The sequence below is a fragment of the Microbacterium sp. LWH11-1.2 genome, assembly GCF_038397745.1.
GTDB lineage: Bacteria > Actinomycetota > Actinomycetes > Actinomycetales > Microbacteriaceae > Microbacterium.
The window spans coordinates 4,098,984-4,119,902 of the sequence record NZ_CP151636.1; the positions used below are offsets into that span (position 1 = coordinate 4,098,984).

A 20,919-nucleotide genomic window follows, 5' to 3' on the forward strand; every position below is an offset into this window, starting at 1 on the left:
ACGGTCGTGTCAGAGAGCGAGGCGCTCCTGCACGACGCCGGCCAGACGATCCGCGTACTCGCGCACCGACTCGGCATCCGCCGCTTCCACCATGACGCGCACGAGCGGCTCGGTGCCGGACTTGCGCAGCAGCACGCGCCCGGTCTCGCCGAGCTCGGCTTCGACCTCTCGGACGGCCTGCTGCACGTGCTCGTCGTCGGCCACGCGGTCCTTGTCGACGTCGCGGACGTTGATGAGCACCTGCGGGTAGACGTTCATCACCGAGGCGAGCTCGGCGATCGACTTCTTCTGACGCGCCATCTCGGCCACGAGGTGCAGACCCGTGAGGAGTCCGTCGCCCGTGGTCGCGTACTCGCTCATGATGACGTGACCCGACTGCTCGCCGCCCAGGGCGTAGCCGCCCGCGTTCATGTCCTCGAGCACGTAGCGGTCGCCGACGGCGGTCTGACGCACCGTGATGCCGTGCTCGCGCATGGCGACGTGCAGACCGAGGTTGCTCATCACGGTCGCGACGAGCGTGTCATCGGTGAGGTGCCCGCGCTCCTTCATCGAGACGGCCAGGATCGCCATGATCTGGTCGCCGTCGATGTGGTTGCCCTCGGCGTCGACAGCCAGGCAGCGGTCCGCATCGCCGTCGTGGGCGATGCCGATGTCGGCGCCCAGACGCACGACGGCCTCAGCGAGGTTGTCGAGGTGCGTCGAGCCGACGCCGTCGTTGATGTTCCAGCCGTCGGGGTCGGCGCCGATCACGGTCACCTCGGCGCCCGCGTCGCGGAACGTCTCGGGAGACACACCGGATGCGGCACCGTGGGCGCAGTCCAGCACGACGTGCAGGCCGTCGAGCTGGTTCGGCAGGGATCCGAGGAGGTGAAGGACGTAGCGGTCCTCGGCGTCGGAGAACCGCTCGATGCGGCCGACGCCGGCGCCGGTCGGGCGGAGCATCTCCCCCGACATCGCCTCTTCGATGCGCTGCTCGACCACGTCGGGCAGCTTGCGCCCGCCGCGCGCGAAGATCTTGATGCCGTTGTCGGGCGCGGCGTTGTGAGACGCCGAGATCATCACGCCGAAGTCGGCGTCACGGTCTGCGACGAGGAACGCGAGCGCCGGCGTCGGGATGACGCCCGCCTCGAGCACATCGACGCCCGAGGACGCGAGCCCCGCCGACACGGCGGCCGTGAGGAAGTGTCCCGAGACCCGGGGGTCGCGGGCGACAACTGCGGTGAGTCGCTTGCCTTCGGCTTTGCGAGACTCCGCAGTACGGCCCTGGCCCAGGACGACAGCAGTCGCCTGGGCCAGGGTGAGCGCCAGGTCGGCGGTGAGGATGCCGTTGGCAAGTCCTCGCACGCCGTCCGTGCCAAAGATCGGCATCGGAGCAGTGGACCTTAACGCTTCGAGTACTGAGGCGCCTTACGGGCCTTCTTGAGACCAGCCTTCTTGCGCTCCTTGACGCGAGCGTCGCGCGAGAGGAAGCCGGCCTTCTTGAGGGTCGGGCGGTTGTTCTCCTCATCGATGCCGTTCAGCGAACGGGCGATGCCGAGACGGAGCGCGCCGGCCTGACCCGAGGGGCCACCACCCGAGATGCGGGCGATGACGTCGTAGGCACCGGTGAGGTTGAGCACCGTGAACGGGTCGTTGATCAGCTGCTGGTGCAGCTTGTTCGGGAAGTAGTCCTCGATCGTGCGGCCGTTGACCGTGATCGTTCCCGAGCCGGGGACGATGCGCACGCGGGCGATGGCCTGCTTGCGACGGCCGACAGCGGCACCCGGGACGCTGAGCACGGGGCGGGGAGCCGCCTCGACTGCTTCGGTCTCGGGGGTCGACGTCGAGAAGTTCTGGGGGGTTTCGGTGGTGTCCTGGATGTCAGCCACGAGTATGTCCTTAAGTCTTTACGGCGCTTACTGGGCGACCTGGTCGAGGGTGTACGGCTGGGGCTGCTGCGCGGCGTGCGGGTGCTCGGCACCGACGTACACCTTGAGCTTCGACAGCTGCTGACGGCCCAGGCTGTTCTTGGGGAGCATGCCACGGATGGCCTTCTCCACAGCGCGGATCGGGTTCTTCTCGAGGAGCTCGGCGTAGGTGACCGACTTGAGGCCGCCCGGGTAGCCCGAGTGACGGTAAGCCAGCTTCTTCTGGAGCTTCTGACCGGTGAGCGCGACCTTGTCGGCGTTCACGATGATGACGAAGTCACCCGAGTCGATGTGGTTGGCGAAGGTGGGCTTGTGCTTGCCACGCAGGAGCGTAGCGGCGTGCGAAGCCAGGCGGCCGAGAACGACGTCGGTGGCGTCGATGACGACCCAGTCACGCTGGACCTCGCCGGCCTTCGGGGTGTAAGTGCGCGTCACGATAGTGCTGCTTTCTTGTTCGAACGGAGAAGTTCGTGAATCCCACTCCGGGGTGGTTCTTCCCCAGGGGGAGGAACACGCCAGTGGAGGGCTCACGTTCGGATAGTGCATGTTCCCCGCAGTGAGGAGAAGGGCACCAAAGAGACAGCATACGCCACCCGGTGCCCTTCCCCCAAACCGGCCTCAGCCGATCGCGACGCGCTCCCCCGCCGCCAGCGCGCGGAGCCGGTCGCCCTGCCCGGCGTACTCGAACATCGCGACGAGCCGCTCCCGGGTCTCGGAGAAGTGGAACCAGCCCTCCGCGTGCACCGGGACGATGACGGCGGAGGAGAGCACCTCGGCCGCCTCCAGCGCGGTGCGCGCGTTCAGCGTCAGGTCGATGTCTCCGAAGCGCCCCACGTTCGCGGCTCCGGCGAAGAGCACGGCGACCCCGATGCCGGGGAATCGCGCGGCGATCTCGCGGACCAGGTCGACGGAGGCGTTGTCGCCGGAGACGTACACCGTGGGGTGACCCTCGGCTTCGAGCACGAATCCCGTCACCGGACCGGACAGGGCCTCGGCGCCCTCGGGCCCGTGCAGTGCCGGCACCGCGGTGACGACGACGTCGCCGACGCGGTGCTGCTGCCAGGGGGCGAGGCCCGAGATGCCCGAGATGCGCGTGGCCGACTCCTCGGTGCCGAGCACGAGCGGCACCTCCTCGAGCAGCGCCCGTCCGGCCGTGTCGAGGTTGTCATCGTGCTGGTCGTGCGACAGCAGCACGACGTCGATCGCACCGAGCGCGGATGCCGGCACCGCCGGGCCCGTCAGCTTGCGGAGCACGATCGGACCCTCGTACGAGCCCGGCTCGTCGAAGGTCGGGTCGGTCAGGAATCCGAGTCCCGCGTAGGTGAAGTGGAGCGTGGGGCCTCCGACGAGGAGAGCAGAGATCTGTGTCATGGATCGAGTCTCCGCCATCCTCCGTCGCGGGCCCAGTGGCCTGAACGCACACTTCCGATAAGATCGGGCCATGCTCTCCCCCGCTTCCCGCTCTCGCGTCGCGGTGCTCGCCTTCCCGCACATCAGCCCCTTCCACCTGTCCGTCCCGACGCTCGTCTTCGGCGGAGCCGGGCTCGACGGCGTGAGCGGCCTCTACGACGTCGAGGTCTGCGCCGAGCAGCCCGGATCGATGCCGACCGCGGCGGGATACGGCATCCGGGTCGAGGCCGGGCTCGAGGCGATGGACGAGGCCGACCTCGTCGTCATCCCCAGCTGGCGCCACGGGTCGGAGCCCTCGACCGAGCTGCTCGACGCGGTGCGGAGAGCGCATCGTCGCGGTGCGCGCATCGTCGGGCTCTGCCTGGGAACCATCGTGGTCTCCGCGTCCGGCATCGCGGATGGGCGCGAGGTGTCGACGCACTGGGCCGCCGCCGACCGGCTGTCGGCCGCGGAGCCGCAGGTACGGGTGCGCGACGACGTGCTGTGGTCCGATCTGGGCGACGTGGTGACGTCCGCCGGCGCCGCGGCAGCGCTGGACTGCTGCCTCCACATCGTCCGCTCGGACCACGGGAGCGTCGCGGCGGCGGCGCTGGCCCGCTCCCTGGTGCTCGCGCCTCACCGCACGGGTTCGCAGGCGCAGTACATCCCCGCTCCGGTGGTCGCCGTGTCGGCCGACGACCCGATCGGCGGGGCGATGCGGTGGGCGCGCGAGCGCCTCGGCACGCCCATCGATGTGGACGGCTGGGCGGCGTCGACGCACATGTCCCGGCGCACGTTCACGCGACGCTTCCGCGACCGCACCGCGACGAGTCCGCAGCAGTGGCTGCTCGACCAGAGGGTCGAGTTCGCTCGCACCCTGCTCGAGAGCGGCGACGACACGGTCGAGAGGGTCGCGGAGCTCGCCGGCTTCGGCAGCGCGGTGTCGCTGCGTCTGCACTTCCGTCAGAGACTCGGCGTCAGTCCTGCGGCGCACCGTGCGGCATTCCGCACCGGCGCGGCCTGAGCGGGCGGCTCTCAGTCCGGCTTGACCGTCACCAGGATCGGTCGATGGTCGCTCGACCCCTGGGGCAGCGTGGTGATGCGCTCGATCTCGAAACCCGTCGAGGTGGCGAAGTCGTAGTGCCCGCGGAACACGCGGTAGCGCGTGTAGGTGTGGTCGTCGCTCAGGGTCAGCGCATACCCGTGGTCGCGAACCGCCTGTCCGAGGTTCTCCTTGAAGATCGGGTAGTTGTAGTCCCCGACCATGAGCTGCGGCAGCCCCTCGCCGAGTGTCGCGAGCTCGGTGAGCGCGGCACGGATCTGATGACGGCGGAGGGAGTTGAGCGCTGTCAGGGGGGCGGCGTGGAACGAGGCCACGATGAAGTCCTGACCGTCGTCGATGTCGCGCAGACGCGCCCCGAGCACGCGCTCGTGCGCCGGCTTCGCGATCCGGTCGTGCAGGGACTTCTTGAGCCCGAGCATGCGGATCCCCTGCAGGTGATAGGTGCTCTCCCGATAGAAGAGCGCGATGCCGAGCCGGTTGCCGTGCGTGGCGTCCGCGAGGACGAGTCCGCCGATCCGCGGCGGGAGCTCCGGCACGTCGCACTCCTGCAGGCAGAGGATGTCGGGGTCGTGCTCGCGCACGAGAGCGGCGAGCTCGCCCGCGGCCCGGTGCTTCTGGAGGTTGTACGAGATGACCTTCATGACCCCTCCCACGCTACCCGTCGCGGCTGTGCACCGGCTCCGATCACTCGTCGTATCCCCAGCGGATGCCGAGCACCCCCGGCCCGAATCCGTGACGCACGAGGTGCACGGAGCCGCTCTGCACCGGCCGCATCGACGACGTGAAGTCGTCGTCGGTCTCGATGTACTCCTCGCACCAGGACGGAAGGGCATCCGGGTGGAAGCGGACCCAGATCAGGGTCTCGCGCGCGGGCCGCGACGTCGCATGCCAGGCGGACTGGCGCGGCGGATAGCCGGGCGGGAACGTCTCGGTGAACTCCACGAGCGTGGTGCCGCCGGTCGTGATCGGCTGATCGAGCGCGATCACCACCCCGGAGAGAAGATGGCCGGGATGCAGGTACTCCCGGTCGATGCGACCGCCGACGACGTCGGTGATCACCGACATCACCTCGGTCTCCTCGGGAGCGACGTCGACGAGCGGGAGCTCTGTGATCACGCCCTGCGTGGCCTGCACGAGCGAGCGCATCACGACGCTCTCGACTGCGCCGCTCGCTCCGACCCGCACGGTGACATGGGTGGAGAGATCGCGCAGCGCCTCCTGCGGGGAGGACTTCAGCGCGCGCAGCGTCTCCTCCGTCTCCCGGTTCTCACGCTCCTCGTCGAACGGCAGCCGAGGCGGCGCCACCGGTCCGAGTCGTGTCGACGGCCCGAGCAACGAGCTCAGGTGCCCGCGGGCGAGTCCGAGGCGATCCTCGATGCCGTCGACCGCGCTCAGCGACTGGGCGCCCTCCGGCTGTCGGTCACCCGACCGCCAGTAGCTGAGGGTCGCCATCGACACGAGGTTGCCGTCGTCGGCGAGCCCCTGCTGGAGCCGTGACAGCGTGATGCCGCGCTCGGAGATCGCCGCGCGCAGGGCCGCGGCGAAGGCCCCTGTCCGGGCGTCGATCCGATCCGTCACGTTTCCCCCGTCGTACCGTGAAGAGGTCTGCCGGGTTCAGCTTACGGTCGGTCGGCGCCGTCGCGGGGAACGGCTTGCACGACCTCCGAGACGACGGATGCCGTCAGGCGCCGTCGTCTTTCGCGTCGCGGCGAGCGCGCGTCTGCTCCGCGCGGGCGGCGAGCAGCTCGTCGGCCGGGTAGCCGACCTCGGTCAGCGTCAGGCCGCGCGCCGCCAGCACCTTGAACTCGCTCGTGCGCGTCAGAGCGTCCCTCAGCACCACGAGGTCGCCGATGTCGAGCCGCCCCTCTCCGACGGCGACGCATCCGCCCACGAGGGCACGCACCATGCTGTGGCAGAACGCGTCGGCCTTGACCTCGGCCACGAGCACGCCGTCGGCGTCGCGCGTCCAGCGGTAGTCGAGGAGGGTGCGGATCGTCGTCGCCTCCTCGCGCGGCTTGCAGTAGGCCGCGAAATCGTGGAGTCCGATGAGGGTGCGGGCCGCGGCATCCATCGCCTGCGCGTCGAGTCGTCCGCGGATGCTCGTGGTGTCGAGCCGCCGCAGCGGATCGAACCCGGCCTCCGCATCGGCGAGCCGGTAGCGGTAGCGACGCCACACGGCGGAGAATCGGGCGTCGAAGCCCTCGGGAGCGAGCGACGTCCGGGTGACCGTGACGTCGGAGTATGCGCCGAGCACGCCGCGCAGGCGTCCTGCGATCGAGCCGGCGGGGTCCTGCGCCGCGCGACCGTGCCGGGCTTCGATCCGTGCCCACTGCGCCTCGTCGAGGTCGACGTGCGCCACCTGCCCGGTGGCGTGCACACCGGCATCCGTGCGTCCGGCGACGACGAACTGCACGTCGGAGCCGACGATGCGGGCGAGCGCGGGCTCGAGCGTTCCCTGCACCGTGCGGAGCGTGGGCTGCTTCGCCCAGCCGCGGAAGTGGGTGCCGTCGTAGGCGATGTCGAGCCGGATGCGCACGGAGCAAGCCTAGGGCAGACCCCCGCGCCGCCCGGTGACGCTCAGATGCCGCCGTCGATCGAGCGGATGGTCACGCTCGGCTCGTCGGGCACCATCACCTGCGTCTCGCGGTTCAGGCTCTCACCGCGGAAGAACCGCTTCGAGCGCGGGAACAGGTACCAGACGAACATGAGCACCAGTCCGATGGCGAGGGAGCCGATGCCGATCACGAACGTGCCCCCGATGCCGAAGAGCACGGTGTAGCCGTAGTCGACGTCCCACATGTCGATCGCGGACTGGATGAACGCCCACGCCAGCATCAGGCCGCCCAGCAGCGGGAACAGGCCCTTGAAGAAGAAGTCGCGGGCCGACCGGGTCAGGTCCTTGCGGAAGTACCACACGCACGCGAAGCCGGTGATGGCGTAATAGAAGGCGATCGCGAGCCCGAGAGAGAGGATCGAGTCCTGCAGGATGTTGTCGCTGATCAGCGTCATCCCGACGTAGTAGGCCACTGCGACGACGCCCATGACGATCGTCGAGAACGACGGCGTCTTGTACGTGGGGTGCACGTCCTTGAACTTCGCCGGCAGCGCCCGGTAGACGCCCATCGCGAGCGTGCCGCGGGCGGTCGGCAGGATCGTGGTCTGGGTGGAGGAGATCGCCGAGATGACCACGGCGACCACGAGAACCCACCCGAACGGGCCGAGCAGACCGTCCTTGATGGCCAGGAAGAAGTCGTCGGCGTTGGCCTCGTTGCCGAGACCGGTGCCGGTCTCGCCGAGCCCCGCGTACATCATGGCGGCGATGGTCACGCCCACGTACGTGAACAGCAGGATGACGGTGGTGAGCAGAGCGGCGCGGCCGGGGATGCGCTTCGGGTCCTTCGTCTCCTCGTTCAGCGCGAGGCAGGTGTCCCAGCCCCAGTAGATGAAGAGGGCGAGCAGGATGGCCTCGGTGAATCCGGCGAAGTCGGTGAAGGCGAACGGGTTGAGCCAGGCCATGTCGAACGGCGTCGGGTCGGGTGCCGTGCCGGCGAAGAACTGCCAGAGCGCGGTGACCACGAAGATCGCGAGCGCGAGGTACTGGATGCCCAGCAGGATGTTCTGGATGCGCTCGCCGATCTCGACCCCGCGCCAACTGACCCAGGTCATCGCGGCGATGAAGAGCACGGCGACCAGCACGACGCGCCAGTCGTTGTTCTCCAGGTCCTGACCGATCAGCGACCAGAAGTAGACCGAGGCGATCTGCGCGAGGTTGGCGAGCACCACCATGCCGGCGACCGCGACTCCCCAGCCGCCCATCCAGCCGACCCACGGACCGAAGGCCTTGGTCCCCCAGGTGAACGTCGTACCGCAGTCCGGCACCGCGTTGTTGAGCTCGCGGTAGGCGAAGGCGATGAGCAGCATCGGCACGAACGCGATGATGAACGCGATCGGCGCCTGAGCACCCACCGCGAGGACCACGAATCCGAGCGTTGCGACGAGCGAGTACACCGGAGCCGTCGAGGCCAGACCGATGACGGTCGATCCCCAGAGTCCCAGTGTTCCCGCAGCCAGACCCTTGCCGTCGGGTCGTTCCAGATGAATCGGCGTCGTTGCTGCCATGTCAGAACAGTAGAGCCACTGCTGTTCTCGCGTCAATCGTTTTCTTTCACCGACTGATTCCGCACTTCGATGCCGGGTACTACGACGGATTCCGCAGGTTCAGTCGCGCCCGAGCATTCCGTCGGCGTGGTCGGCGACCCACTCCATCAGCGGCAGCATCCGCTCCATCAGATCGCGGCCGAGCGGAGTCAGGCTGTACTCGACGTGCGGCGGCACGGTGGGCAGGGATTCGCGGTGCACGAGACCGTCGTCGGCGAGCGTGCGGAGAGTGGACGCGAGCATCTTCTCGCTGATGCCGTCGACCGCACGGCGCAGCTCGCCCCATCGATGCGTCCCGTCGGAGAGGGAGGAGAGGATCAGCACGCCCCATTTGCTCATGATGTGGTCGAGCACGACCCGGGTGCCGCATCCCTGATCGAAGACGGCAGGGGTGGACTCCTTGATCTGCGCGAAACTCACCGACATGTAGGTACCTTACCTGAAAGTGGGTACCCTCCGGGTGGAATGCGCCGAGGGGTTCCGGGGGTTGTCGAGGGTGTCATCCACGAAAGGACTCCCATGACCACCCTCGTCACCGGCGCCACCGGAAACCTCGGCCGCCTCATCATCGCCAGCCTCATCGAGCGCGGAGCCGATCCGCAGTCCATCGTCGCCGGCGCGCGCGACGTCGCCAAGGGCGCCGACCTCGGCGTGCGCGTGGTGCACCTCGACTACGCGGATCCCGCCTCGATCGCGGCGGCGTTGGAGGGCGTCGACTCCGTCGCGCTCGTCTCCGGCTCCGAAGTCGGTCAGCGCGTCGCTCAGCACCAGGCGGTCATCGACGCCGCGAAGACGGCAGGCATCACGAAGCTCGTCTACACGAGCGCGCCGAAGGCCTCGACGAGCGACCTGGTCCTGGCCCCCGAGCACAAGGCGACGGAGGAGCTCATCGCCGCGTCGGGTGTTCCCGCCGTGATCCTCCGCAACAACTGGTACACCGAGAACTACGTCGCCGATCTCCGCCGTGCCGCCGAGACCGGGGTGCTCGCCGCCGGCGTCGGCGAAGGACGGGTCGCCTCGGCGAGCCGGAAGGACTTCGCGGATGCGGCAGCCGTGGTGCTTCTCGAAGACGGTCACATCGGTCAGGTGTACGAGCTCGGCGGCGACGTCGCGTGGAGCTACGGGGAGCTCGCCTCGGCGATGTCGGAGGTGTCGGGGCGTCCGGTCGCGTACCAGGCCCTCACCGCCGAGGAGCAGAGCGCCGCGCTCGAAGCCGCGGGACTCGATGCCGGGACCATCGGCTTCGTGGTGGCCCTCGACGCGGGCATCCGCGGCGGTGCGCTCGCCGACACCGACGGCACCCTCGCGCGCCTGATCGGGCGGTCGACCACGCCTCTCGTGGACGGGCTGCGCGCCGCGGCCTGATCACCGCCGCTGAGACAGCAGTGCCGCCCTCCCCTGTCGAGGAGGGCGGCACTTCCTGTCGGCGCAGGATGCGTCAGGCGGCGTCGCGCGACTGCACGTACACGACCGTGAGCGTGATGCTCTCCCTCTGCAGCCCCGCGGCGCGGAGCACAGCGTCGACCCTCTCGTACGCCTCGCGCAGGACGACGCCCGATGACGCGGTGACGTCGACGCCGAGCGAGGCCTCGACGGCGACGCCCTCGTCCCTCACGACGACCGAGACGATCGGCCGTTCGTCGTCACCGACACCGAGCGCGACAGCTCCCGCGCGGAGCAGGTTGGAGACCAGCGAGCCGGATCGGTAGACGTTCCGGACACCCGGCGTCGCCCGCACGGCCCCTTCGATCTCCTGCGCGAGCCCGGTGCGGACCTCCGGCGTCATCGCTTCCGCTCCGTTCACGACGAGACCTCCTGGATGTCGCGGATCGCGATGTCGATCGCGACGATGACGAGCTCTGTGTGCAGGCGCAGTCGCCTGTCGATTTCCGCGCGGAGACGATCCGCGAGAAGCGGGATCGGCTCGCCGTGGAAGACGTTCGCCTCGATCTCGACCCGGATGGGTGTCCCCGGCACCGTGACGTCGCCATCGAGTCGGCAGCGCCCGAGCAGCAGTCCTGGTACCGCGTTCTCGGCCGATCGGATGAGGCCGCGCACCGCGCCCTCGGTGATCGCGAGATCCGCGCCCGGCTCCGGCGACCCGAGCGGGATCCTCCGGCCCGCGCGCGCATCGATCGCGATGCCCGCGAGGATCCGGTCGACCCAGCCCGCCTCGACCTCGGGAGCCGCCGCGGCATCGGCGTCGATCAGCTCGCCGCTCAGTCCGTGGAGACGCTCGAGGGCGTCGAGGGCCAGCTGACAGCCCGGCGACTCCTCGATGGAGCGGTTCAGCGGCTGTCTGCCGGCGTCGAGGTACTCCGTCAGCTCCTCGATGGTGTGCCCGTCCAGATCGGTCGGCTCGAGTCCGAGTCGACGGCGGTCGGGGGTGCCGTGGTCGTCGCTCATCGCCACTCCTCCATCCGTACGATCATGTACTTCCTCGCACGGGCCAGCAGGCCGCGTGCGGTCGTGACGGGTATGCCGAGCTCCTCGGCGATCTCGTCGTACGAGTAGCCGCCCATCTCGCGGAGGACCCAGCATTCGCGCTGTGCATCCGGGAGCTCGCGCAGTGCGGCCCCGAGTGCCGCGATCCCGGCCCGCGCCTGCACGACCTCATCCGGTGAGGTGTGCGCGGGGGCAGGGCGGTCGAGGTCGTCGATGTCGACGACGGGACGGAGCGCGCGAATCCGGTCGACGGCCTTGCGGCTGACGATCCTCATCAGCCAGCTCTTGACCTTCGACGGATCCTCGAGCTCGGAGAACCGCTGCCATGCGGTGACGAACGCCTCCTGCACCACGTCGTCCACGTCGGCCGAGGCGTTCAGCATCCGGTGGGTGTACGCGCGCATCATCGGCGTGTACCGCCGGACGAGCACCGCGAACGACTCGACGTCGCCATCCATGGCGCGTCCGGCCACGATGCGGTCGTCGGCGTGCTCGAGCGCGCTGCGAAAGCGTTCGTCTGCCATCTGCTCACCTCCTCGTCCCGATCCCCCAGGAGATTCGGAACGGATGCGCCATCGGATCGGATCATCGCGCATCGACTCAGTCGTCGTCCGTCGCGATGTGCACGTCGTTGACCGTGACGTTGACCTCGGAGACCTCCTTGCCGACGAAGTCGACCATCGCGCGATGGATCGCAGCGCGCACATCGTCGGCGACCTTCTGGAGGGAGACCGGGTACTCGGCGACGATGGTCACGTCGACGGCGACCTGTGTCTCGCCGACCTCGACGGCGATGCCCTGCGTGAGGTCGCTGGTGTTGAGCGCATCGCGGATCGCGCCGACCATGCGGGCGGCTCCTCCGCCGAGGGCGTGCACGCCGCTCACCTCGCGCGCAGCGATGCCGGCGATCTTGGCGACGACGGCATCCTCGATCGTGGTCGTGCCGAGCGCGAACGCCTCATGAGGCGCGACGGCCGGGGTCCCGGCCTGAGCGGCATTCGTCACATTCGCCATGGTGGGCTCCTTCGTACATGTCTCGCATCCGCGCGGGGTGCGGGTCGCAGGTCAGCGACACCACTAGGACGGATGCCGGGCGCCGATCGTCACAGATCCGTCCGACATTTCTCTGTGAAGCGTGCCGCCGGGACTCACAGTGCACTCCAAGCTTGAGAGTGCAAACTTGCACTCTATGGAGCAAGGTGCAGATTCACTGAGAGAGCAGCGCAAGCGGGAGACCTCGCGTGCGCTGACGAAGGTCGCCAGGCGGCTCACGGCAGACCGAGGCTTCGCCGGCTTCACGGTCGAGGAGCTCTGCGCCGAGGTCGGGGTCTCCCGGCGCACGTTCTTCAACTACTTCGAGAGTAAGGAGAACGCGGTCTTCGGCTTCGCCACCATCGACTCCCGGCAGGAAGCCCTCGAGGAGACGTTCCTGACGGAGCGCGGAGAACTGCTGGACGACTTCCTCCGCCTGACGATCCTCCGGTTCGGACTCTTCAACCCGCTCGAGGACGCCGTAGAGCTCTTCGCGGTCGTCGAGCAGGAGCCGCGGCTGCTGAAGGCCGCGTTCGAGCAGATCGCGAAGAACGAACGCCGCGACATCGAGCTGATCGTGCGCCGCATGGGCGATGTCGCCGATGCCGACCTGCGCGCCGAGGTCATGGTGCACTCCGTCGGCGCCCTCGTGCGGCTGTCCATGGACCAGCTCCTGCACCACCACTCGACCGATACCTTCGAGGCGCTCATCACGCGACGTCTCGAACTCGCCCGCTCCGTCTACGCACCGACACAGAAAGTCGACTGAATGTCCGCCACCGCCACGAAGGATGCGCCCTTCCTCCTCACGAAGCGCCGCATCTGGATCATCTTCAGCGCGCTCATCGCCGGGATGCTGCTCTCCAGCCTCGATCAGACGATCGTCTCCACGGCGATGCCGACGATCGTCGGCCAGCTCGGGGGCGTCGACCACCAGGTCTGGATCACCACCGCGTACCTGCTGGCGACCACGATCGTCATGCCCATCTACGGCAAGTTCGGCGACGTGCTCGGCAGGCGGAACCTGTTCCTCGTCGCGATCGCCCTGTTCACGCTGGCATCCGTCGGCTGCGCCTTCGCCACCGACTTCTGGATGTTCGTCGTGTTCCGCGCTCTCCAGGGCCTCGGCGGCGGCGGCCTGATGATCCTGTCGCAGGCGATCATCGCCGACATCGTCCCCGCCAATGAGCGCGGCAAGTACATGGGCCCGCTCGGCGCGGTGTTCGGCCTCTCGGCCGTCGCCGGCCCCCTCCTCGGCGGATTCTTCGTCGACCACATGACGTGGCAGTGGGCGTTCTACATCAACATCCCGGTCGGCATCGCCGCGTTCATCATCGCCCTCGTGGCGCTGAAGCTCCCGAGCAAGAAGGCCGAGAAGCCGATCGACGTCTTCGGCGTGATCTTCCTCTCGATCGCGACCACGTGCCTGATCTTCTTCACGGACTTCGGCGGCGACGCCGAGTTCGGCTGGGACTCGCTGGCCACCTGGGCCTGGGGCGCCGGACTGATCGCCGCAGCCACCGCCTTCGTCATCACGGAGTCGCGGGTGCAGGACCCGATCATCCCGCTGAGCCTGTTCCGGAACCCGATCTTCGTCAACGCGACGGCCATCGGCCTCGTGCTCGGCATCGGCATGTTCGCCGCGATCGGATTCGTGCCCACGTTCCTGCAGATGTCGTCGGGCACCTCGGCCGCGGCATCCGGTCTGCTGATGATCCCCATGATGGTCGGCCTCATCGGCACGTCGATCTTCTCCGGCATCGCGATCTCGAAGACCGGGAGATACCGGATCTACCCGATCGTCGGCACCATCCTCACGGGTGTCGCGATGGTGTCGATGACCACGCTCTCGGCGGCCACGCCGATCTGGCTCATCTGCGTCTTCCTGTTCGTGTTCGGCGCGGGACTCGGGCTCATCATGCAGGTCGTCGTGCTCGTCGTGCAGAACGCGGTGCCTGCGGGCGAGATCGGCACAGCGACCAGCACGAACAACTACTTCCGCGAGGTGGGAGCCTCGCTCGGCACCGCCGTGTTCGGCACGATCTTCACCACACGGCTGACCGAGAACCTGCTCGGCGTGTTCGCCGACGCCGGGGCATCGCCGGATGCCGCATCGCAGGCCGCGTCGACGATCGACCCCTCCACGCTGAACTCGCTGCCCGACGAGGTGCGGGACGGCATCGTCACCGCCTACGCCGACGCGCTGGCGCCGGTGTTCTGGTACCTCGTGCCGTTCATCGTGCTGGCCCTGGTGCTGTCGCTGTTCCTCAGGCAGATCCCGCTCTCCGACCAGGCAGGACTCGTCGCCCGCGGCGAGGCCATCAGCGGCGCGGAGGCCGAGCGGCTGGAGGCCGAGCTCCGCGGCGGCGGACCGACGCATGCCGCGTCGACCGATGCCGGGAGCGATCCGGCCGGCTCGGAGGGCGGCGGCGAGACGTCGCCCGCCCGCCGCTGACGCGGGACCGGCGCGGCATCCGCTCGTGATCCTGTCAAGGGGCTACCCGTCTCCTCCTGCTCCCGGCATCCTTCACAGTGAGGACAGGCAGGAGAATGATGGAGCAGGCGTCAGACCCACGGTTCGTGCTGACCCCGGTCAGCACCGAGGCCTGGGCGATCCACGACCTGCAGTATCCCTACGGCGATCACCGGCGGATCGTGTGCCGGATCTACGAGGACACGCCGACCGATGTCGAGGTGCTGTGGTTGCGCGACCTCCCGCTGGCCCCGCGCTATCCGTCCGTCGACGACGTCCTCGAGTCGGTCCGCCGCTTCCAGGACGCATCCCGCGCCACGCGCCCGATCCCGATCCCGCACCGGCCGCCGCCCTCGCTGCGGCGCGGAGAGCGCGGGTGATCCGCAGGGTCCTCTAGGAGGTGCTCGAGCTGCCGGAGCGTTCGGTCAGGTAGGGCTCGATGGCTGCCGCGAGCTTCGCGGGCGTCATCGACTGCAGCCAGATGCGTCCGGGGCCGTGGATCTCGGCGAGGAACAGCGAGTCACCGAAGAACTTGTTCTTGATGCCCTTGATCGAGGTGAACTGCAGATCCATGTTCGCGTCGAACATGGCGAGGTGCCCCGGGTGGATGAGAAGCGACTGACCCGCCGCGAGCGTGTACTCCGTGATCTCCCCTGCGAGCTGCACCCACGCCGTACCGGAGCCGGTCAGCTTCTGGAACACGACGCCGGCGCCGCCGAAGATCCCTGCGCCGAGCTTCTTCTGCAGTCCGACCGTGACCTCCACATCGCGTGTGCTCGCCGTGTACGAGCCCGCCTGCACCATGAACTGATCGGCCGCGTCGATGTCGATCTGACGGATCGTGCCCGGCAGCTGCGCCGCGAACGCGACCAGGCCGCCCTGCGCGGGAGCGGTGTACTCGGTGAGGAACAGCTGCGCGCCGCCCAGCACGCGCTTCAGACCGCTCATGAAGCCACCCTGTCCTCCGGTGCCGTGCACGGTCGACGTGTCCAGGGCGAACCCCGGGGACATCCAGGCCACGTCCCCACCCTCCGCGACGATTCTCTCGCCCGGGTCGAGCGTGACCTCGAGGACGGGCATGGTCGTTCCTGAGATGGATGACTTCATGCATCCGACCATAGACGCGGCGACGACCGGCGCGCCAGCCTCTTCCGCCCCGCGGTCAGTACTCCCATTCGGCGTGCGCGTACTCCCCCAGGTCCGACGGCGGCCCGGTCCTCGGGTCGTCATCGATCGCGATGACGACCCGGCTCGACCGCGAGATCAGCGCGCTGAGGCGAACGCCCTGGGAGATGAAGCCGACGAAGGTGCCCTCCGATCGCGCGGCATCCTCGATCCGGCGCATCAGGTCTTCGAGGTCCTGCCCGGGACTGAGCAGGAAGTCGTGACCGTCGATGTCGACGTGGGTATGAGTTGTTGCCGGTGCAGGGCTCATGGGGTGAACGTACGCGCCCGCAGCCGACTCCCTCAGGGGGTTGCGCTCACGCCTCCGATGCGCACGGCCATGAGGTCACGGCTTCCGGGGGTGGTCATCGACCTTCACGAGCGTGCGTCCGCGCAGGGTGTAGACGACACCCTCCTCGTCGACGTTGAGGTGCGGTCCGCTGTACCAGCCGCCGTTGATGGCCGCCACGACGGTGGTGACCTCGAAGGACTTCGGGTCGATGCGGAACAGCGTGGTGTCGGAGACTCCGTAGATCACGCCACGAGCCGCCTTCATGGCCACGAACCCGGGGGCGATGGACTTCAGATCAGCGGTGTGGACGATCTTCCGACGCGGGCGGTCGATCACGAACAGGGTGCCCCGCTGCGTCAGCGCGAAGAGGTGTCGACCGTGGCTCGCGAGAGCACCGATCCCGTTCGCCTGCGCGGTCTCGATTCGCCAGAGCTCTCGATGAGCGATCGGATCCCACGCCACGATCGTGCCGCGCGGGCCCGTCTTCTGCGCGTTGTCGCCGCCGAGATAGGCGACGCCGTCCACGGAGACGACCGCACGGACGAGCTGCACGTCATCGATCGGATTGATCGCGTGCGTGCTCGCGCCCGTACGGGGGTCGTACGTCCAGAGCGAGCCACCGCCCTCGGTGTCGGCCTGCGCCGCCACCAGGAGCAGCCCGTTGCAGTCGTCCCAGTGCGTGTCGAGCGGCCGGTTCTGCTCGGAGGGGAACGACGCCACGCGGCGGATCGGCTCCCCGGAGGAGGGATCGTAGGACCAGATCCCCTGCGAGTTGTACTGACCGGTGAAGAGCACACCGCCGATGACCTCGGCATCCTTCGCCTCACCCGGTGCACGGAGGTTGATGACCTCGCCGCTGCCGAGATCGTGGCGCGCGATGCCGCCGTTTCCCCCCACGTACGCGAAACCGGCGCCGACCGCGATGCCCATGCAGGTCTGCGCACTGATCGGCGCGCCCGCATCGCCGAGATCGACCTCCGACCGAAGGGTGCCGTCGCGGTCGAAGGCCGCGACGACCGCGTATCCCGACACCGCGACGAGTCCGCCGTCGTGGGCATCGAGGCCCCAGATCTCGCCGAGCTCGATGGTCAGCGGAAGCTGCTCGACCGCCGCCGCTCCCGGTGACCAGCGCAGCACGCCCGCCTCGTTCGCGCAGTACACGTCGCCGTCGATCACGGCGAAGCTCTTGGCGGTCTTGCCGATCGAGGTGACGAGCTCGTACGACGTGTGATCCGCGAGCGAGATCGCGGCGATCTTCGACTGTTCGAGGGAACCCGCGGTCGATGCGAGCAGCCGATCGCCGTCGACGGCGAGTTCGCGGATGCTCGGGTCGTTCACCATCTCGGACGGCGTGATGTCGGTGAACGCGGCCGACGCGCGGTCGTACGCGTAGAGCGCCGCCCGGCTGGTCTCGGTGCCGCCGCCGAGCGTGCTGCCGGCGCCGAAGTAGACCGTCTGGTCGGTCGCCGCCACCGCACGGGCCAGCGTCGCCTTCGGATCGGGTACCCCGAGGCTCGTGACGGCCCCGGTCGACGGGGAGTACTGCCAGAGGGCCGGCGCGCCGGTGCCACCGCCGCCGACCGCGAAGACGGTGCCGTCGGGAGAGACGGCGAGATCGCGCACATCGCGGTCGCCGATCCGCCCGATCGAGACGGCGGGAGCGGAGAGATCGGCGAGGTCCCACCGGTAGAGGTTGTCGTTTCCCGCGGCCTTCTGCAGGATGCCGGCGTAGAGGACCTTCCGCACCGGATCGACCGCCAGCGCCTGGATGCTGTGCCCCGTGGCGAGCGTCGTCGAATGGGTCACCGTGCCGGAGGCGACGTCGAAGGCGAGGATGCCGGTCGGCTCGAGGTTGCGCGAGCCGATGTAGCAGACGCCGTCGAGGAGCACTCCGCTCATGAGGGAGTACTGCAGGATGCCGGGGCCGATCTCGGTGATCGTCGTCGAGCCGCGCCCGGCTCGCACGAGCGACGAGGCCTGAGCGGGCGACGGCGAGACGATGCCGACAGCGGCAGCGAGCAGACCGCCGGCTCCGGCGAGCAGCACGGTGCGGCGGGACATCGCGGTGTTTTCGGACATGGTGGAGCTCCTTGGGTCGTCGTTGAACTGCGGAGGGGTCGGGGACTCGGGTCGGAGAAGTGCGGTCAGGCGGTGATGGCGAGGAGATCCGGTGCGATCTCGTGCCGGAGCGGCTCGCCGCGGGCGATCCTCCGGAGCTCGTCGAGCATCGACCCGGAGAGCCGACCGAGCTCCGCACCGAGGGATCCGGCGATGTGCGGCGTGAGAAGGGCGTGCTCCGAGGCGTACAGCGGATGGTCCGTCTCCAGGATCCAGGGGACGGTGACGTCGAGGATGGCGAAGAGCTCGCCGTCGACGACCCTGCGGGTGAGGGCCTCCTGATCCACCAGTTCGCCCCGCGCCGTGTTGATCAGGGTCGCACCGCGGCGCATCATGCCGATGCCGCGGGCGTCCACCAGATCACGGGTCGACGGCAGCGAAGGCGCATGCACCGAGACGACGTCGCTCGTGCGCAGGAGCTCATCGAGCGGGACCGAGGCGACGCCCAGCGCTGCCGCCTCGGCGTCGCTCAGGTACGGGTCGTAGACCACGACCTCGAACGTGTAGGCCTTGAGCATGTCGATCACGATCCGGCCGATCTTCGACGCGCCGATGATGCCGATCCGCTGCCCGTAGTTCCCCATCCCCGGGAAGGCGGCTTCGATGTCGAAGTCCTCCTGGAGGTCCCGGTATCGACGGGCGATCGGGAGCACGCGTTTGCCCGCGAGGACGATCATCGCGACCGCGTACTCGGCGACGGGCACGGCGTTGGCCGCGGCCGCCGAGCTGACGCGCACCCCGCGGTCGAGGACTGCGCGATCCAGGTAGGGCTTGACCGTGCCCGCCGCGTGCAGAACCGCCTCGAGTCGAGGTGCGGCATCCAGCAGCGCGGCGTCGAGTCGTGGTGCCCCCCAGCCGGTGATCAGCACCTCGACGTCGCCGAGGATCCGACGCGCGGAAGCCGAATCGAACTCGGTGAGGTGACCCGCGACCTCGCCGACGCCCGCGTACTCCGTCATCGTCCGCGCCGAGAACACGCGCTGCCTGACGGATTCCGGCATCGCGAAGGCGATCACGGGGCGGCGGCTCATTTGACGCTCCCCGCGGAGAGGCCCGCCCGCCAGAACCGCTGCAGCATCACGAACGCGATGATCAACGGCAGGACCGAGACGAAGGATCCGGCGATGACGAGGGTCGAGAACTCCGGGTTCTGCTGCACCTGGCTCTGCCACAGCGCGATGCCGACGCTGGAGGGGAACAGATCGCGGTTCTGCAGCATGATCAGCGGGAGCATGAAGTTGTTCCAGATGCCCACGAACTGGAAGAGCGCGATCGTGACGAACCCCGGCACGAGCATCGGGAGTCCGACCTGGAGGAAGCTGCGGATGGGGCCCGCTCCGTCGACGCGCGCGGCCTCGAGAGTCTCCGCGGGCAGATAGCCCGAGGAGAACACTCTCGCGAGGTACACGCTGAACGGGTTGCACAGGGTCGGGATCAGCACCGCCCAGATCGTGTTCGTGAGACCGATCGACGCCGCCAGCAGATACAGCGGGATCACGGTCGCAGTGTTCGGGATCAGCACGCCGACGAGGACCGAGGCGTAGAGGCCCCGCTTGCCGCGGAACTCGAACTTGTCGAAGGCGTACCCGGCCATCAGGGAGACGAACCCTCCCACGACGGCGCCGACTCCGGCGTAGAGGATGCTGTTGCCCAGCCAGCGCAGGAAGATGCCGTCGTCCTGGCCGAGCAGTCGCTGCATGTTCGCGACGAGATCCGACCCGAAGGCGAAAGCGTCTCCGGAGTAGAGCTCGCCGGCGTTCTTCGTCGCGGCGAACACGAGCCACAGCAGCGGCAGCACCATGTAGGCCGAGCCGAGGATCAACAGGCCGTTGACCGCGACCTTCGACGGCAGGTGACGCCCGCCGGCGAGGTTTCGACGAGGGGCCCGCGGCGGTTTCACGGGTGCCGCGGCGCGGGGCACGGGACGATCGATCACGGCGGTCATTGCGCCCTCTCCTTCGAGGTGAATCGGGTGACGACGAACGACAGCAGTCCGGCGAGCAGGGCGAGGATGATCGACGCTGCTGCGGCCTGAGGAAGGTCGTTCCGGTTGAAGGCCGCGTCGTACGCCCACATGTTCGGCACCCAGGTGCTGGTCACCGCGGTCGTCGCGGAGGACAGGATCTTCGGCTCGGTGAACAGCTGGAGAGAGCCGATCACGGTGAACAGGAGCGCGACGCCGATCGCCGGCCAGACCAGAGGAGTCTTGATCGAGAACGCGGTGCGGATCTCCCCCGCGCCGTCCACCCTTGCGGCCTCGAGGATCTCGCGCGGCACGGCCTGGAGCGCGGTGAAGAGGATGATCACGTTGTAGCCCGCCCACTCCCACACCGCGATGTTCACCATCGAGGGGAGCACGAGCTGCACGGAGAGGAAGTCGATCCCGATGCCACCCGATTCGAGCGCCTTCACGATCGGGCTCACGCCCGGGGTGTACAGGTAGGCCCAGATGAGAGCCGCGATCACTCCCGGAACCGCGTGCGGCAGGAAGAGCAGCAGCTGGAATGCCCGCTTGGCATAGGCGACGGCCGAGTCGAGCAGGAGCGCGAGCACCAGGGCGACGACGAGCAGCGACGGAACGTAGAGCAGGCAGTAGAGGGCGAGGCGCCCGAAGCCATCGGTGAAGGTGCGATCCGCGAGGACCTCGACGTAGTTCCCGAGACCCACGAACTCGGTGGTCGAGCCGCCGAAGCCGAGGCCGCTGCGCTTCTCGGCGAACAGACTCATGCCGATCGCGTAGATCACCGGGGCGATCATCGTCAGGGCGAAGAGCGTGAAGAAGGGGATCAGGAAGACCGAGGCGGTGCGCCCGCCCGTTCCCGGGATCGTCTTCCTCGTCCGCCGCTTCGCGGGTGCCGGAGTTGTCATCATCGATGTC

At 68.7% G+C, this 20,919-nt stretch carries 24 protein-coding genes; 5 read left to right on the forward strand and 19 right to left on the reverse strand.

Translation table 11 applies throughout. The features are described 5' to 3' along the window. Positions 1-9: 9 nt before the first annotated feature. The 4 genes from glmM to MRBLWH11_RS19985 all read right to left on the reverse strand — a co-directional run bounded on the left by glmM (position 10) and on the right by MRBLWH11_RS19985 (position 3,278). The gene (gene glmM, locus MRBLWH11_RS19970; protein WP_116634524.1) at positions 10-1,368 is read right to left on the reverse strand and encodes a phosphoglucosamine mutase; all 1,359 of its coding nucleotides are present in this window, start codon (positions 1,366-1,368) and stop codon (positions 10-12) included. 14 nt (positions 1,369-1,382) lie between these two features. After that, on the reverse strand, positions 1,383-1,868 hold the full coding sequence (gene rpsI / locus MRBLWH11_RS19975; protein WP_046012472.1) for a 30S ribosomal protein S9: 486 nt from the start codon (positions 1,866-1,868) through the stop codon (positions 1,383-1,385). Positions 1,869-1,895: 27 nt separating this feature from the next. After that, positions 1,896-2,342 (reverse strand): 50S ribosomal protein L13, encoded by a 447-nt coding sequence (gene rplM / locus MRBLWH11_RS19980; protein ID WP_116634523.1) that lies wholly within the window; start codon positions 2,340-2,342, stop codon positions 1,896-1,898. A 183-nt stretch (positions 2,343-2,525) separates the two neighbouring features. Beyond that, positions 2,526-3,278 (reverse strand): MBL fold metallo-hydrolase, encoded by a 753-nt coding sequence (locus tag MRBLWH11_RS19985; RefSeq protein WP_341946183.1) that lies wholly within the window; start codon positions 3,276-3,278, stop codon positions 2,526-2,528. Between the two features lie 70 nt (positions 3,279-3,348). Here MRBLWH11_RS19985 and MRBLWH11_RS19990 point away from each other — a divergent pair, with 70 nt between their 5' ends. Next, positions 3,349-4,320, forward strand: coding sequence for a helix-turn-helix domain-containing protein (locus MRBLWH11_RS19990; protein ID WP_341946184.1), 972 nt, complete (start codon positions 3,349-3,351; stop codon positions 4,318-4,320). 11 nt (positions 4,321-4,331) lie between these two features. Here MRBLWH11_RS19990 and MRBLWH11_RS19995 read toward each other — a convergent pair whose 3' ends face one another. The 5 genes from MRBLWH11_RS19995 to MRBLWH11_RS20015 all read right to left on the reverse strand — a co-directional run bounded on the left by MRBLWH11_RS19995 (position 4,332) and on the right by MRBLWH11_RS20015 (position 8,943). Then, positions 4,332-5,000, reverse strand: coding sequence for an endonuclease/exonuclease/phosphatase family protein (locus MRBLWH11_RS19995; protein WP_282214285.1), 669 nt, complete (start codon positions 4,998-5,000; stop codon positions 4,332-4,334). 43 nt (positions 5,001-5,043) lie between these two features. Then, complete coding sequence (locus tag MRBLWH11_RS20000; RefSeq protein ID WP_341946185.1) at positions 5,044-5,937, reverse strand: hypothetical protein; 894 nt, start codon at positions 5,935-5,937, stop codon at positions 5,044-5,046. A gap of 103 nt (positions 5,938-6,040) precedes the next feature. Beyond that, positions 6,041-6,895 carry a tRNA pseudouridine(38-40) synthase TruA gene (gene truA, locus MRBLWH11_RS20005; protein ID WP_341946186.1) on the reverse strand — a complete coding sequence of 285 codons (855 nt, stop codon included), beginning with the start codon at positions 6,893-6,895 and terminating at the stop codon, positions 6,041-6,043. Between the two features lie 41 nt (positions 6,896-6,936). Beyond that, positions 6,937-8,478: an APC family permease gene (locus MRBLWH11_RS20010; protein WP_116634517.1), complete on the reverse strand. Its 1,542-nt coding sequence runs from the start codon at positions 8,476-8,478 to the stop codon at positions 6,937-6,939. 99 nt (positions 8,479-8,577) lie between these two features. Beyond that, entirely contained in the window at positions 8,578-8,943 is a 366-nt protein-coding gene (locus tag MRBLWH11_RS20015; protein WP_116634516.1) for a helix-turn-helix domain-containing protein, read from the reverse strand. A gap of 93 nt (positions 8,944-9,036) precedes the next feature. On the opposite strand from MRBLWH11_RS20015, the gene MRBLWH11_RS20020 reads away from it, so the two are divergent. Then, on the forward strand, positions 9,037-9,882 hold the full coding sequence (locus MRBLWH11_RS20020) for an SDR family oxidoreductase (protein WP_341946187.1): 846 nt from the start codon (positions 9,037-9,039) through the stop codon (positions 9,880-9,882). 73 nt (positions 9,883-9,955) lie between these two features. On the opposite strand, the gene MRBLWH11_RS20025 is transcribed toward MRBLWH11_RS20020, so the two are convergent. The 4 genes from MRBLWH11_RS20025 to MRBLWH11_RS20040 all read right to left on the reverse strand — a co-directional run bounded on the left by MRBLWH11_RS20025 (position 9,956) and on the right by MRBLWH11_RS20040 (position 11,976). Beyond that, positions 9,956-10,321 (reverse strand): hypothetical protein, encoded by a 366-nt coding sequence (locus MRBLWH11_RS20025; protein ID WP_341946188.1) that lies wholly within the window; start codon positions 10,319-10,321, stop codon positions 9,956-9,958. Next, complete coding sequence (locus tag MRBLWH11_RS20030; protein WP_341946189.1) at positions 10,318-10,923, reverse strand: hypothetical protein; 606 nt, start codon at positions 10,921-10,923, stop codon at positions 10,318-10,320. The genes MRBLWH11_RS20025 and MRBLWH11_RS20030 overlap by 4 nt, the downstream gene beginning before the upstream one ends. Then, entirely contained in the window at positions 10,920-11,486 is a 567-nt protein-coding gene (locus MRBLWH11_RS20035; protein WP_341946190.1) for an RNA polymerase sigma factor, read from the reverse strand. The genes MRBLWH11_RS20030 and MRBLWH11_RS20035 overlap by 4 nt, the downstream gene beginning before the upstream one ends. A 76-nt stretch (positions 11,487-11,562) precedes the next feature. Continuing rightward, positions 11,563-11,976 carry an Asp23/Gls24 family envelope stress response protein gene (locus MRBLWH11_RS20040; protein WP_341946191.1) on the reverse strand — a complete coding sequence of 138 codons (414 nt, stop codon included), beginning with the start codon at positions 11,974-11,976 and terminating at the stop codon, positions 11,563-11,565. Between the two features lie 175 nt (positions 11,977-12,151). Here MRBLWH11_RS20040 and MRBLWH11_RS20045 point away from each other — a divergent pair, with 175 nt between their 5' ends. From MRBLWH11_RS20045 to MRBLWH11_RS20055, 3 genes are all read left to right on the forward strand, one after another. Then, entirely contained in the window at positions 12,152-12,763 is a 612-nt protein-coding gene (locus tag MRBLWH11_RS20045; RefSeq protein WP_341946192.1) for a TetR family transcriptional regulator, read from the forward strand. Further along, positions 12,764-14,449 (forward strand): MDR family MFS transporter, encoded by a 1,686-nt coding sequence (locus tag MRBLWH11_RS20050; RefSeq protein ID WP_341946193.1) that lies wholly within the window; start codon positions 12,764-12,766, stop codon positions 14,447-14,449. It begins immediately after the preceding gene. A gap of 98 nt (positions 14,450-14,547) precedes the next feature. Further along, a complete protein-coding gene (locus MRBLWH11_RS20055) occupies positions 14,548-14,847 on the forward strand; it encodes a hypothetical protein (RefSeq protein WP_341946194.1) in 300 nt (99 codons plus the stop codon). 13 nt (positions 14,848-14,860) lie between these two features. Here MRBLWH11_RS20055 and MRBLWH11_RS20060 read toward each other — a convergent pair whose 3' ends face one another. The 6 genes from MRBLWH11_RS20060 to MRBLWH11_RS20085 all read right to left on the reverse strand — a co-directional run bounded on the left by MRBLWH11_RS20060 (position 14,861) and on the right by MRBLWH11_RS20085 (position 20,909). Then, the gene (locus MRBLWH11_RS20060; RefSeq protein ID WP_116634774.1) at positions 14,861-15,574 is read right to left on the reverse strand and encodes a TIGR00266 family protein; all 714 of its coding nucleotides are present in this window, start codon (positions 15,572-15,574) and stop codon (positions 14,861-14,863) included. Positions 15,575-15,629: 55 nt separating this feature from the next. Then, positions 15,630-15,902 carry a hypothetical protein gene (locus MRBLWH11_RS20065; RefSeq protein WP_341946195.1) on the reverse strand — a complete coding sequence of 91 codons (273 nt, stop codon included), beginning with the start codon at positions 15,900-15,902 and terminating at the stop codon, positions 15,630-15,632. Between the two features lie 75 nt (positions 15,903-15,977). After that, on the reverse strand, positions 15,978-18,002 hold the full coding sequence (locus MRBLWH11_RS20070; protein ID WP_341946197.1) for a DUF5074 domain-containing protein: 2,025 nt from the start codon (positions 18,000-18,002) through the stop codon (positions 15,978-15,980). Positions 18,003-18,067: 65 nt separating this feature from the next. Continuing rightward, positions 18,068-19,072, reverse strand: coding sequence for a hydroxyacid dehydrogenase (locus MRBLWH11_RS20075; RefSeq protein WP_341946199.1), 1,005 nt, complete (start codon positions 19,070-19,072; stop codon positions 18,068-18,070). After that, positions 19,069-19,986, reverse strand: coding sequence for a carbohydrate ABC transporter permease (locus MRBLWH11_RS20080; RefSeq protein ID WP_116634506.1), 918 nt, complete (start codon positions 19,984-19,986; stop codon positions 19,069-19,071). The genes MRBLWH11_RS20075 and MRBLWH11_RS20080 overlap by 4 nt, the downstream gene beginning before the upstream one ends. Beyond that, positions 19,983-20,909, reverse strand: a complete 927-nt coding sequence (locus tag MRBLWH11_RS20085; RefSeq protein WP_116634773.1) for a sugar ABC transporter permease — start codon at positions 20,907-20,909, stop codon at positions 19,983-19,985. The genes MRBLWH11_RS20080 and MRBLWH11_RS20085 overlap by 4 nt, the downstream gene beginning before the upstream one ends. Positions 20,910-20,919: the final 10 nt, after the last annotated feature.

What these genes read in the sequence shown, in the direction of transcription:
- glmM (WP_116634524.1), bottom strand. Translation starts at nt 1,368, where the DNA reads ATGCCGATCTTTGGCACGGACGGCGTGCGAGGACTTGCCAACGGCATC.
- MRBLWH11_RS19985 (WP_341946183.1), bottom strand. Translation starts at nt 3,278, where the DNA reads ATGACACAGATCTCTGCTCTCCTCGTCGGAGGCCCCACGCTCCACTTC.
- MRBLWH11_RS19990 (WP_341946184.1), top strand. Translation starts at nt 3,349, where the DNA reads ATGCTCTCCCCCGCTTCCCGCTCTCGCGTCGCGGTGCTCGCCTTCCCG.
- MRBLWH11_RS19995 (WP_282214285.1), bottom strand. Translation starts at nt 5,000, where the DNA reads ATGAAGGTCATCTCGTACAACCTCCAGAAGCACCGGGCCGCGGGCGAG.
- MRBLWH11_RS20010 (WP_116634517.1), bottom strand. Translation starts at nt 8,478, where the DNA reads ATGGCAGCAACGACGCCGATTCATCTGGAACGACCCGACGGCAAGGGT.
- MRBLWH11_RS20015 (WP_116634516.1), bottom strand. Translation starts at nt 8,943, where the DNA reads ATGTCGGTGAGTTTCGCGCAGATCAAGGAGTCCACCCCTGCCGTCTTC.
- MRBLWH11_RS20020 (WP_341946187.1), top strand. Translation starts at nt 9,037, where the DNA reads ATGACCACCCTCGTCACCGGCGCCACCGGAAACCTCGGCCGCCTCATC.
- MRBLWH11_RS20030 (WP_341946189.1), bottom strand. Translation starts at nt 10,923, where the DNA reads ATGAGCGACGACCACGGCACCCCCGACCGCCGTCGACTCGGACTCGAG.
- MRBLWH11_RS20035 (WP_341946190.1), bottom strand. Translation starts at nt 11,486, where the DNA reads ATGGCAGACGAACGCTTTCGCAGCGCGCTCGAGCACGCCGACGACCGC.
- MRBLWH11_RS20040 (WP_341946191.1), bottom strand. Translation starts at nt 11,976, where the DNA reads ATGGCGAATGTGACGAATGCCGCTCAGGCCGGGACCCCGGCCGTCGCG.
- MRBLWH11_RS20045 (WP_341946192.1), top strand. Translation starts at nt 12,152, where the DNA reads ATGGAGCAAGGTGCAGATTCACTGAGAGAGCAGCGCAAGCGGGAGACC.
- MRBLWH11_RS20050 (WP_341946193.1), top strand. Translation starts at nt 12,764, where the DNA reads ATGTCCGCCACCGCCACGAAGGATGCGCCCTTCCTCCTCACGAAGCGC.
- MRBLWH11_RS20055 (WP_341946194.1), top strand. Translation starts at nt 14,548, where the DNA reads ATGGAGCAGGCGTCAGACCCACGGTTCGTGCTGACCCCGGTCAGCACC.
- MRBLWH11_RS20060 (WP_116634774.1), bottom strand. Translation starts at nt 15,574, where the DNA reads ATGAAGTCATCCATCTCAGGAACGACCATGCCCGTCCTCGAGGTCACG.
- MRBLWH11_RS20065 (WP_341946195.1), bottom strand. Translation starts at nt 15,902, where the DNA reads ATGAGCCCTGCACCGGCAACAACTCATACCCACGTCGACATCGACGGT.
- MRBLWH11_RS20070 (WP_341946197.1), bottom strand. Translation starts at nt 18,002, where the DNA reads ATGTCCGAAAACACCGCGATGTCCCGCCGCACCGTGCTGCTCGCCGGA.
- MRBLWH11_RS20075 (WP_341946199.1), bottom strand. Translation starts at nt 19,072, where the DNA reads ATGAGCCGCCGCCCCGTGATCGCCTTCGCGATGCCGGAATCCGTCAGG.
- MRBLWH11_RS20080 (WP_116634506.1), bottom strand. Translation starts at nt 19,986, where the DNA reads ATGACCGCCGTGATCGATCGTCCCGTGCCCCGCGCCGCGGCACCCGTG.
- MRBLWH11_RS20085 (WP_116634773.1), bottom strand. Translation starts at nt 20,909, where the DNA reads ATGACAACTCCGGCACCCGCGAAGCGGCGGACGAGGAAGACGATCCCG.